This window comes from Desulforhopalus sp. IMCC35007, from assembly GCF_005116575.1.
GTDB lineage: Bacteria > Desulfobacterota > Desulfobulbia > Desulfobulbales > Desulfocapsaceae > Desulforhopalus_A.
The window spans coordinates 123,087-135,543 of sequence record NZ_SWCN01000004.1 but is presented as its reverse complement, the minus strand read 5'-3'; the positions used below and the strand labels follow the sequence as shown (position 1 = coordinate 135,543).

Below are 12,457 nucleotides of genomic sequence, written 5' to 3'. Positions count from 1 at the left end.
TATTCTATTTTAAAACCTGCGTCTGTCAAAGCAGATGGTGCTTCCGGGGGTTTCTTTTGCCCGTTTTTTCATCTCCGCACAGGCGTCATTGACTTCAAGGCAGGTGGTGTAGTTTTTATTTCGTAGGTCAATTCCGGCTATGGATAGACTCATTATAGGGAAAATCTGAGGCTTTCCCTGCCTGTTTTTCGATTCAATATAGCGCAGATCGGTATCCTGCCGGTTGTAAAACTGGAGGATATTTTTGTCAAATTGTCTGATGATCTCCTGGGGGATGTCGTACCCGTATTCTGAAGGAATAACTAGAATAAAATCATCTCCACCCACATGACCGATAAATGCGTCGGGGCAGGGGGAGTTGAGTACCGTGTCTCTGATCATTTCCGAGGTGAAGTGTATGACATCGTCCCCTCTGGTGAAACCATACTTATCATTGTAGGCCTTAAAATTATCGATATCTGTGTAGATAACGCACACATCCTCTCCTGAAAGCACCTTGCTTTCTATGTGCTGGGTAATGGAGTTATTGCCTGGAAGACCGGTTATCGGGTTGGCGTCCAGGGCTAAACTGTAGAGGCGTTTTAGCTCCAGCATTGCGGTGCGCAACTGGAGGTGATTTTTAATTCTTGCCCGCACAATCGCCGGGCTAAAGGGTTTGGTGATATAATCTATCGCTCCAAGTTCAAGGCCTTTGGTTTCATCTTCGTCCGCCCCTTGGGCTGAGATAAAAATTATCGGTATCTCTTTCCAGAGTTCCTCAGAAGTTATGCGCCGGCACACTTCAAACCCGTCCATTTCCGGCATCATAATATCGAGAAGGATGATATCAGGTCTTATGGAGGGCAGAATTTCAAGCCCTTCCTGGCCACTTTTGGCAAAATATACATCATAGAGGTCCTCAAGTAAGGCTATAAGGATTTTTATATGTTCAATGGAGTCGTCAATGATAAGTATTTTGTTACTGCTTTCATTTTGCATGAGTAGAAAAACCCCTTGTGACATATTGATATTGCCATTGAGATAACAGGTCCCGTGCCATGCCAAAATCCAGATCTTTTGCATGTTGTTCGATCTTATTGAACACATAGGAATCTTCGTCTCCTAACTGAGACCTGAGTAACTGTATCTGTTTAAGCGCTTTTGAACTATTATTTTTTAAAGAGCTTGATAACGCCTCGGTCAGATCTTCAATATTGTAGTGGTAATGACCAGTTTTTTGTGGGGATTCCTTGGGCTGCCATTGATTATGGCGGTTTTTGTCCAGCCAGTCCCTAAGAAAATCGCAGACAATAGTGGTCTCCTCTTCAATCTCAGAGAGCAGTTGCTGAACAGAGGATATTTCGTTGCCTCTGATGCCCAGTTCAAGTCGAACGCTGAGTGAAAACAGTTTTTCCATGCCGAGATTACCACTCACCCCTTTGAGAGTATGTACGAGATGACGGCATTTTTCCAGGTCCCGACCATCAAAGGCAATTTTAATGTCAGCTGGCCACCCTCTGTATTTTTTCACAAAGGAAATGAGGAGATCCATATAGAGGCCGGGGTCATTCATCACCTGAGCAAGACCTGTTTTCATATTAAGACTGGCATTTTTTGCCAGTAGATTATCGGGAATGCTCGACTGCATTGATGTCTGGTTCTGTTTGAGCTGGTTGGCAATCTGCTCACCGACAAGTTCGCCCAGAATTTTGAAAAGGTCGTTTGTGTTGATGGGTTTTGTGATGTAGGCATTCATGCCATGGGCCAGACATTTATCCCGCTCTTCGGGCATGGCATGGGCCGTAACGGCAATGATGGGGATGCCTGCCATGGGAGAGTCAAGTTCTCTGATTGCTTTGGTCGCAGTGTAACCATCCATTACGGGCATCTGTATATCCATGAGGATAGCATTTATCTGACGACCGCTGCTGCCAAGGAGTATCTCGAGGGCCTCAGCGCCATTATGGGCGACAATGACCGCCAGATTTCTTGATTTGAGATAGGCTACGGCAATCTGACTGTTGATGTCATTATCTTCAACCAAAAGAATCGTGGCTCCACCATGGATGGTGCTGTTTTTTTGTGGTAATCGAGGTATGAGTGATTGTTTTTGCAGACAGTAAGGGTTGTCTATGTCGAGGACTGTGGTGATGGCATCGAGGAGCCTGGCCGGGGTAATCGGCGTTATGAGAAAATAGTCTGATTTCTGGAGGTTTTGTGCGTGAAAATGTGCAGCCAGCCTTTGAGGTCCGGTCAGGACAAGCGGGGAGGAGTTCTCTTTTGCCATGGAGATTTTTATTGCTTTTACCGCTTCCTGCCAGTCAAAAGAGAGGTCTTCACAATCGATAAAAATTATCTCATGGGAGATATCAACATTCTTTTGGGTATTTTGCTCAATTTGAGCAAGAATCTCATCGACGGAAAGGGTTTGAAAAATTGTACAGCCAAAGTTTCCGAGCTGAAGGGAGAGTTCCGTCGCGGATTGAGGAAGACGTGACATCACTATGGCTGACAGATTTTTTACTTCGTCAGGCGCCAGATAAAAGCTTGTGTTGTCAATGAGTTCAAAGGTGCTGGTGAAGGAAAAGGTAGTACCTTTTGTCTCATTACTCTTAAGCCAGATGTCCCCCCCCATCATCCCCACAAGATTTTTACAGATGGCGAGCCCCAGTCCCGTGCCTCCGAATTTTCTGGTGATCGAATTATCTGCCTGGGTAAAGGGTTGAAAGAGAAGCTGGGCATGTTCCTCGGAGATGCCTTTCCCGGTATCCTGGACAGAAAAGAGCAGGGTTGTTTTATTTTTCCAGTTTGACAGTCTGTTTTTAGCAGAGACCTGCAAGGTGATATTGCCTTCTTCCGTAAACTTGAAGGCGTTGGTTATCAGGTTGGTGAGGACCTGATTGAGTCGCAGTGGATCACCTATAAGCTTGCAGGGAGTGTCGGGTTCGATGTTGTAATAAAAATGGAGGCCGGATTCTTCACACTTGAGGCTGATGATAGAGGCAAGTTCCTCAAAAACGTTTCTGAGGTCGAATTCGACGTTATCAATGGTAAACTTTCCCGCTTCCATCTTTGAAAGATCAAGGGTGGAGTTTATTATTCCAAGTAATGAGTGGGAGGCATTGTTGATTTTACTGAGATAATCAAGATGTTCTGTGGGACTGTTTGTTTTTAAGGCCAGGTCTGAAAAACCGAGGATTGCGTTGAGAGGTGTCCGTATTTCATGGCTCATGTGGGCCAGGAACTCCGATTTTTGCACTGCGGATTTTTCGGCGGCACTTTTTGCTTCGTGGAGTTCATTGGAAAAGTAGTTTATCGAATTTGCAATTTCTGTGATCTCATCGCGCCCCCGCTCCTGGATTTGCAGGTTTTCTCCAGCAACCATCGCCAGCACAGTTTTGTTCAGATTAGTCAATCTCTTCAAAAGAAAGCGCTGGAAATAGATAAAGTAGGCAATGGACAGGAGCAGGGAAAAGACAAAGAGCAAGGTTAGAATTTTAATCTGCCTGTTCACCTTTTCGGACAAAATACTCGAATTCCTGGCGACAGAAGTCGTGAGGTCAAAAAAATGGGTCATGCTTGTGTCGCCCTTATTTTCAAGGAAATTTTGAATAAGCATAGCCTGGCTTGAACAGTCGTTTGTTATTGCAAGATATTGTTTTTCATAGGACAGAAAACCATTTTCTCCTACCAGTGCCTCTTTAAGGGAAAGTACGAGATGCATTGCGGTGTCCTGTGCATAAAAGGGCAGCAAAGGAATACTATCATCTAAGTTTTTAAGCTGGGCGGCAAGAGTCCTCGATTTTTCATTGAGCTGAAAAAGACTTGTCTGTGGTTCTTTGTTCTGGCTGTCATTGATCAGTCGAAGTGCCTGTTCTCCGAAGGCTTTAATGGTTTCACTTTCTGAAGAAAAAGGAGTTGATGTCAGTAGTGTAACAATGGACTGGTAGATCAACCTGGTTTGTACGATAAGCCCTGCTCTGGCAAGGCTCAGGTCCTTTTGTGTTAATATCCTTTCCAGCACCAAGGTGTTGAGGGTACTGATCGATTTTTTTAAGAAATCCAAGTTATTATTGTCTTGGTTCAGTGTAGAGGTAGAATCACTGCCTATAAATGTAGTGATACGGGAGAGTTGTGAGTTGACCTCAACTGTCGCAATGCGTCTTTTTTGCGGGGAATCTGCACTTTGGAGTTGATGTATCTGTTGTAGCAGTTGACTCATCAAAATGGAGATTTGCGCCTCCTGGGTTGTCATGGGCAGGGTTCGTGCAGAGAAATCCTGCAACATTTTCTGGTAACTGTAAAAGCCCAGGAGGGCAATGATCGAAATTGCCGTAAATAACACCCCTGTGATCAAGATGCCACTGCCTGTGGTTACACGGATGGAACGCATGGGATAGGCAGACGACGGGGACTGCGATTTCTTATCGGTTCCAAAAGAGTTCATCACAGTATCATGGGTGCAGCGCCTGCATACGACCGTCAATTATCGGAGAAATTGTCTCTTCTTTAACGATTTGGTTTTTGACGTATTCCCACAACAACCGAGTTTTCCCTACTGTAACAATCCGTTTTGCGTTTATGAGGACCTCATAGCCGTCCCCTCCGTTGGCAAGGAAGTCCAGGGTTACAAGGGTGTAGAATGTTTCTGGCTCAACAGGCTTACCCTTTATGTGTATTGATCTCACCCTCTGCATGGGCGGATTATTCGGGATGTAGGTAACTTCGATTCCTGAAATGTGAGGAAATCTCCCCTTTTGTTCATTTATTCTGCTGAGCCCGTTTTCAAGAATCAATTTCAGCATCTTTCCTGAAACTTTGAGCTTTACCGCCTGGTTGTGAAAAGGGAGTTCCTTCAGCAGATCGCCGGAGGTCAGCGTTGAACCAGCGGGGTAAAACTTATTTGCTCGAAAAGATCCTCCATTGATGAGGGCAATATCAGCTTGATAATATTCTCTCAGTGTATCTGCGGTAAAATTGGCAAAGGCATTTTCCCCCGAACGTACTGCCTTGCGGCTGGTGTCAAGAGGCGTCCAGGTTGTGCCGATCTTTTCATGGAGAATATCGCCGATTTGCCCGAGATACATTGTGATCTTTTTCTCAATCTCAGGATCGATAGGATAATCGTTGAGTGCCACAAATTTAGCGGTGGCTGTCCAACGGGTTTGAGAATCATTTTTGACAATATCAAGATCAATGACAGCGGCATGACCTTCGTGGCCTTTGAGCTCAAAAAGACTATTTCCCTGTTGGGTAAAGTCCGGTGTCCCGGCCAAATTATCCAGGAGCACAATATCCACTGGAGGGTTGGAAAAGTTCGCGTTGAAATTATCCATGTTGAGATCGGCTATAAGAATGACGATATCAGCACCTTTATCCCTGAGGATCTTTGTGTTTCTTGTAACTGCGGTGTTGATATTTTTTGCGAGGATTCGCTGAGTGAGATAGTCAGAGACGACTTCCGGGTCAACAACGGCAAGCACACCAATCTTCATGTTGCCGACCTGTAGAAGATGGTGGGGGTAAATGCCCTCTATGGTTCCTTGGGTCAAGGGATCGTAAATGTTACAGTTGATAAGGGGAAACCCTGCCTCAAAGGTACGCAGTGACAAATTATCTTCCTGATGGGCAAATTCACTTTTTGACAAGGCCATCGCCGCGGGATTGAGATCATTGAGGATGGTAATCATGTGGGCGCCCCGGTCGTTCATCGACAAAATACCCGGTGATAAGGCGTTTCCACCATGGAGAAAAATGACATTTTTTTTATGTGTTCGTAGCGATTGAAGGAGAGTCTGGAGTTGACCGAGTCCTCCCTGGCCACGGTCGAGTAGAATTTCTGCCATTCCTGAGGTGAAGACAATTGTAACCTGCTCTTCAATCGCTATTGCATACACTTGTGGTGTGGAGCCACAGAGGATGAACAATCCTATGACAATCAAGAGGGGAAGGGCTGCTATTTTGTTATTCAATATCACGGCAGATCTTTCAATGGGCAAAATGAACTGTATCTATTGGTACGTTATGAAAAGCTTATCGTAAAGAAACCTAAAAGTTAAGGAAAAATAATGACAAGAAATCCCAGCTGTCTCGATTTCTTTCGATGAGTTTCTTTATATTGGCATGGGAGAGGATAACGCCTAAATATTTTGCCAGGTCTTGTGAGCTGATGGCTGAGATGTCGTAGGTGTTGCCGAGAAAAGCCGCGGCCGGTCTTTTCTGTTCAGCTGTGTTGATACACCCCAGACCAGAGAAGGGTTGGCGGGCTGGTTATAAAAGAAAGGCACCTCTGTCTATACATATGGTAGAGAGGGTCTCCATGGGTTTTGAAAAGATTGTCAAAATACAGAGCAGCTTTTTGAAAATCCCGGGTTCGGTAATATTCCAGGGCTTCCAGATATTGGGAATATTCCTGGGTACCAAGCAGCGTGCTTTTCTCTTTTTCGAGTGGCTCATACAACTCTACCGTTTTGACTCGTCCTTTAACCCGGACGGCATCGATATATCGACAGGTAATTGAGCGTTTCAGCAGTGCACGGGTTTGCTGGGTAATTAGAATCGTTACCGGATAGTATCTAGTAAGACCCTCCATCCGCGAAGCCAGGTTAACATTGTCTCCGAGTACCGTGTAGTCAAAACGCCGGCTGCAGCCAAAGTTGCCTGCACTCACCAGACCGCTGTTGATGCCGATCCCAATGCGGACCGGTTGCCCAGACAGTTGCAGTGTATCACGATGGGCTGCAACTGCTGCGGCCATTTCAAGGGCGGCGTGAACAGCCTTGGACGCATGCTCGGGGTCTTGCAGCGGGGTACCCCACACAGCCATGATTGCGTCACCGATGAACTTGTCAACCATGCCGTTGTGCTTGATTATTATGTCTGTTAGAAGAGAAAAATAGCTGTTCAGAAAAAGGCTCAGTTCAGCAGGGGAGGTGTTTTCGGCAAGAGTCGTAAAATTCCTGATATCACAGAAAAGTACAGTTACCTCCCTGTTGTCGACGAGCAGGTTCAGTTTTTCCGGGTTCTTTAACAGTTCCCCGACAACGGCAGGAGACACATAATGGGAGAACGCCCTTTTGATAAAGAGCCTCTTTCTTCCTTCAAAAAAATAATTACAGAGAGTGACAACAAGAAAGACGGCAGTCAGGGCGAGATAAATAAAAGAAAAGCCAACAAGATTATTTTCCAAAAACAAGAGAAAATAGTTGCCGGCAGCAATAAGTAAAAAGAGTAAACCGCTGATTGACAGGCCGATAAAAGGATGAAGAAAGACCAGCGAACCGCTGAGGGCCAGTCCTGCAATGAGAATAATTGTGTAGGTTAGCTGATTCTCCAGAGTTTTATCAGATATGAGCCCGTCGTTTCGAATAAGATTATCGAGGATGTTTGCGTGTATTTCAACACCTGGCATTTGGGAGGAAAACGGGGTTCTGACCTGATCAATCATGCCGGACGCGGTGATACCTACGAGAACGTATTTCCCGGAAAGATAGGCAGTTTCTGTGCCATTTAAGATATTGCTCGCTGAAAGGTAGAGAAAGGTGTTCGATGGCCCCCTGAAATTAATCTCCAAACGGCCATAATCATCCGTTCTGTAGAAGGTGTCGTTTATGACAAAACCTTGTAAGGGCAGAAAACGCCTGGATTGCTGAGGCCCAGGAACAAGTTTTGGAGATCTGATTGTTTTTGCCGTCATGAACATTTCCATTGCCAGCGACGGGTAGGGTGTTTTATTCAGCAGTACAAAGAGCGGGGCCTTTCTGACCTTGCTGTTTTCATCGTGGAAGAGGTTGAGAAAACCTTCACTTCCACCTCTACGCAGTTCAGCAATGTTCAGTATCGGCCGGTACGCTGCAATAAACTGAATATTCTCAAAATCCCAGCCAGTGAAAGGCTCAACAGGATGAGCAACATAAGGCTCAGAGGCCTCATTTTTTAGAAAATCTTCTCTGAAAAGCAGACTGTAGCCCTGAACACTTTTACTGTTGTCCAGAATATCTCCCAGGCTCTTGTCGTAATCAGTGATGGAGGAAAGTATAGCGTTCAGGTCACTCGACAGCCCTGAACCCGGCTGGCTGAAGATGTCTTGATGCTGGCCAAGAATTGCCAGGGGAGTGCAACGGTCTTTTTCAGCAAAGATCAGATCAAATCCGACAACGGCCGGTTTTGCCGAGAGAACCTTTTCTGCGAGTTCTGCCAGCAGATTACGTGGCCAGGGCCACTGGCCGTATTCACTGAGACTTTTTTCATCGATATCCACGATAACAACGGAGCCCGAGCTGGGCTCAGCTCCACGCAGATAGAACATGAAATCTGTTAGCTTGTTATCCAGAGAGCTTATAAATTCCGGTTTGTTGTGGTTTATGCAAAAATATATCAGGCAACAGCTGATGCAGGTGAGGAGTCCTGCCTTAAAGGCCGAAGGGCGAAGGATACTTTGAAGGCTCTGAGATATCATTATAGCCGCAGGTGCAAAGGGTAAAAAAACACTGTTGAGTCTACCGGAGCGCATGAACTTTTGAGACATGGCTTTTAGCTCTCAATCCATGAAAGTCCTATCTTTTCTATGGGTTCTTGGTAACCATTATAATCCTCTGATGGGTTTTAATGGTAGCAGAACTCTTCAACCCAGGCAAAAAAAAGCTGGGTCTTTGGTGTATTTTGGTGATTGCTACTCTTTTGGCAGGAGGAAACCATCTTGGAGAATCATGCGATGATCCATCTGCTGAGCCAGTTTCGTGTTATGGGTCACCATAATGGTTGAAAGTTTGTGCTGGCGGCACAGATTTTTCAGAAGGGTGAAAACGATATCGCCAGAACGTGCATCAAGATTTCCTGTCGGTTCGTCGGCAAGAAGCAAGGCCGGCTCCATAATTAAGGCTCTGGCAAGGGCTGCACGTTGCTGTTCCCCACCCGAGAGTTCAGCGACTTTATGTTCAAAACGGTGGCCGAGTTCAACCTGCTTCAAAAGCATCTTTGCCTTGTTTTCAATTTCATTTTTTTTCTTGCCTGCAATAAGGGCTGGCATCATGACATTCTCAATGGCCGAAAAATCGGGGAGCAGATGGTGAAACTGGAAGATAAAACCTATCGATCTGTTTCGAAACGCGGCAAGCTCCTTTGAGCTTTTTTGCAGAAGCGGTGAATTATTGAAATAGATTTCACCGCTGCTTGGGAGATCGAGCGTGCCTAGTATCTGTAGAAGAGTCGTTTTGCCCGAACCTGAGGCACCGACAATGGCCGTCATCTCGGCGGGTTCCACGCTGAGGTTGACGCCACTGAGTACCGTTAAGGTTTCGCTGCCCGTGTGGTATTTTCTGGTGATATCTTTAGCTTGAAAAAGAGCCATCAGGAGAGGACCTCCGCAGGCTGAACGGTGGAAGCCTTCCACGACGGATACAGGGTCGCCAGGAGTGTGATAACAATGGAACTGACGGCAATAATTGTGACGTCCATGGGCAGTACCTTAATGGGCAGGGTTGTCATGGGATAGACATTTGATGGCAGCTCGATAAACTGGTAGCGGGAGAGCAGTTCGCAGAGGCCAAGTCCGCCGGTAACCCCAAGGCTTGTTCCGGCAGTTGCGATAACCAGTCCCTGGAGAAAGAATATTTTCATAATTGAGGCAGAGGTGGCACCCATGGACTTGAGAATTGCAATATCTTTTGTCTTTTCCATGACAATCATTACAAGAGCACTGATTATATTGAGTGCTGCCACCAGGATGATGAGAGCCATGGCAATGAACATCCCGATTTTTTCAAGCTTAAAGGCAGCAAAGAGGTTGCGGTTCATCATCATCCAGTCCTTGGCTATGTAGCCAGGGCCAAGTTTTTCGGTGATTTCCGCTGCAACTTCATCTGCCCTGTCAAGGTATTTATCTTTGACTTTAACCTCAAGGCCATGGGCAACGTCATCGAGGCCTAAAAAGTCCTGAACATTGGCGATGGCCATGTAGGCCAGAGTGGAATCGTATTCAAACATTCCTGTTTCAAAGATTCCAGAAACCTGGCAGGTGGTAATTTTAGGGATAACGCCCATGGGTGTCAGAGGCCCGGAAGGGGAGATAAGCCGAAGCTTGTCTCCGTTTCTGACTCGGAGTTCAGAGGCAAGGTTTTTACCTAAAATAATATTAGGCACCCGGTTTGAGGCATCTTGGTTGAGGTCCTGAATGGTGCCAGAAGTCATCTGTTGGGACAGACCGACAACGTTTTTGGCCGTCTCAGGATCGATACCCCTCAGGACAACGCCACTGCCACCGCTGGCACTGCTGAGCAGGGTCTGGGCGTAGAGATATGGGGTGGCACCGGTGACATTTTTGACGGTGAGTATCCGGTCTCGCTGCAGCTGATAATTGCTGATGGTACCACCAAATTTTTGGACGATGATATGGGAATTCACTCCGAGAATCTGGTCGCGCAGACCTGTGGTAAAACCAGAGTAAACGGCCAATACTACTATAAGAGCGATAACCCCCACAGTAATACCGGCGACTGAGATCAGCGAAATCAGGGAAATGAATCCGTGTTTATGCTTGGCTCTGAGATATCTCATGCCAATAAACCATTCGAACATTATCAACTCTTTAAATAGTGATACCTAAATATTGCAAGTGCTTTGCGGGTAGATCTGCGAGGCACAGGACATGCAACCGAGGTTTTTTTCTGCAAATGTCTTGTAACACAAGCAGATCTGGCCATAAGGTGCTCCCGTAGGGTTCGCTTGTTTTGAGTTTTACGTTTTTCACACTTTTGCGAACCTCAATATCGTTAGTAGCTGGTGTATCATTTTGAAAACGGGCTATTGTTTTAAAAATACAAAACCGAGAATGCAATTTTTAGGTGATAAATGATTTTTTATTCCTCATCAATGTGCTGCCGCCGTACTTCCGGCTTGAGGTGAGGGAAGAGAATCACATCTCGAATAGATGGGGCGTCGGTGAGCAGCATCACCAGACGGTCGATGCCGATCCCCTCACCAGCAGCGGATGGCATACCATATTCCAGGGCGCGGACATAGTCACGGTCGAGTTCAGGATGGATTTCGTCGTCGTCTCCACGGTCTGCAATCTGCTTTTCAAAGCGGTGTAACTGGTCGATGGGGTCATTGAGCTCACTGAAGGCGTTCGCCAATTCTCGTCCGGTAATAAAAAGTTCAAAGCGATCGGTTACTTCAGGATTTTTTTCATTACGTCTGGCAAGTGGAGACACCTCTGTGGGATAGGCGGTAATGAAGGTTGGGTTGATCAGTTTTTCCTCAACAAGAAGCTCAAAAAGTTCTGTCTTCGCCTTTCCAGGTCCTGCCTGATCATCAAGCTTTATGCCTTTTTCTTTGGCCAGAGCAAAGATCTTTTCTGGGTTATCAAGGACACTTGCCTCAACGCCGCCGACCTGAATCAGAGCTTCGTCCATGGTAAGGGTTGTCCATGGAGGAGAAAGATCCACCTCGGTTCCCTGGTAGGTGATCTGCATGGAACCATTCACTTTCTGGCAGATAGAGGAGATCATGTCTTCGGTAAGTTGGATAAGATCTTCATAGGTGGCATAGGCCTGGTAAAACTCCAGCATGGTGAACTCGGGATTGTGCCTCGTGGATAAGCCTTCATTGCGGAAGTTTCGATTGATCTCAAAGACCCTTTCAAAACCACCAACCAGCAGCCGCTTGAGGTAGAGTTCCGGGGCGATCCTCAGATAGAGTTCCATATTCAGCGCATTGTGAAAAGTCTGGAACGGTTTTGCCGTTGCGCCTCCTGGAATAGGTTGCATCATGGGGGTTTCAACCTCCATGAACCCCTGGTTGTTCAGATATTCCCTGACCAGGCGGATGATCTCTACCCTTTTTTGAAAAGTTACACGGGTTTTTGGGCTTACGATGAGATCAACATATCTCTGGCGGTATCGCGTTTCAACGTCGCTGAGTCCATGCCATTTATCAGGCAGAGGCCGCAGGGATTTGGAGACCATCACAATGGATCTGGCCTGGATGGAGAGTTCGCCGACCTTGGTTTTAAAGAGTGAGCCCTCAACTCCAACGATATCGCCGATATCCCATTTCATAAACTGTTCAAACAGGGCATCTCCCAGGATGTCTTTTTTGATATAGATCTGAATTTGACCTGTTTTATCTGTCACGGTGCAGAAAGCGGCTTTACCAAACTTTCGCATCGCCATGATCCTGCCAGCCACGGAATAAAGCGGTTCACCTTCTTCTTTTTGCTGCGGCTCAAGGCCCTCGCCTTTAGGGATGAGTGCTTTTATCGCGTTGGCCGGTTTAAAGCCATTGCTGTAAAGGTTGACACCGAGGTCTGCAAGGGATTCCGCTTTTTCTCTTCGCTGTGCGAGGGTTTGGTTTTCTTCAGTCATGGTCAGATGCTCTTTTTAAAAATATGTAATACTATAAAAAAAGCGGCAGTAATGCCGCCTGTCGTCATTCAAACAATCTCATAGGGAGTACTGGGAAATGGTCTTTCTGTCAATTG

Annotated in this window: 7 protein-coding genes; all 7 read right to left on the bottom strand. The window is 46.2% G+C overall.

Annotated features, from left to right (window positions below):
* Window positions 1-9: 9 nt before the first annotated feature.
* The 7 genes from FCL48_RS05605 to lysS all read right to left on the bottom strand — a co-directional run bounded on the left by FCL48_RS05605 (window position 10) and on the right by lysS (window position 12,341).
* Window positions 10-978 carry a response regulator gene (locus tag FCL48_RS05605; protein ID WP_169309099.1) on the bottom strand — a complete coding sequence of 323 codons (969 nt, stop codon included), beginning with the start codon at window positions 976-978 and terminating at the stop codon, window positions 10-12.
* Window positions 968-4,426 (bottom strand): hybrid sensor histidine kinase/response regulator, encoded by a 3,459-nt coding sequence (locus FCL48_RS05600; protein WP_136871274.1) that lies wholly within the window; start codon window positions 4,424-4,426, stop codon window positions 968-970. Before FCL48_RS05600 ends, FCL48_RS05605 begins: the two co-directional genes overlap by 11 nt.
* A 7-nt stretch (window positions 4,427-4,433) precedes the next feature.
* Entirely contained in the window at window positions 4,434-5,957 is a 1,524-nt protein-coding gene (locus FCL48_RS05595; RefSeq protein ID WP_136871273.1) for a bifunctional UDP-sugar hydrolase/5'-nucleotidase, read from the bottom strand.
* A 245-nt stretch (window positions 5,958-6,202) separates the two neighbouring features.
* Window positions 6,203-8,437: a CHASE2 domain-containing protein gene (locus FCL48_RS05590; RefSeq protein ID WP_256374275.1), complete on the bottom strand. Its 2,235-nt coding sequence runs from the start codon at window positions 8,435-8,437 to the stop codon at window positions 6,203-6,205.
* A 213-nt stretch (window positions 8,438-8,650) separates the two neighbouring features.
* Complete coding sequence (locus FCL48_RS05585; RefSeq protein ID WP_136871271.1) at window positions 8,651-9,328, bottom strand: ABC transporter ATP-binding protein; 678 nt, start codon at window positions 9,326-9,328, stop codon at window positions 8,651-8,653.
* The gene (locus FCL48_RS05580) at window positions 9,328-10,554 is read right to left on the bottom strand and encodes a lipoprotein-releasing ABC transporter permease subunit (RefSeq protein ID WP_136871270.1); all 1,227 of its coding nucleotides are present in this window, start codon (window positions 10,552-10,554) and stop codon (window positions 9,328-9,330) included. Before FCL48_RS05580 ends, FCL48_RS05585 begins: the two co-directional genes overlap by 1 nt.
* Window positions 10,555-10,835: 281 nt before the next feature.
* Window positions 10,836-12,341, bottom strand: coding sequence for a lysine--tRNA ligase (gene lysS, locus FCL48_RS05575; RefSeq protein ID WP_136871269.1), 1,506 nt, complete (start codon window positions 12,339-12,341; stop codon window positions 10,836-10,838).
* Between the last annotated feature and the right edge of the window lie 116 nt (window positions 12,342-12,457).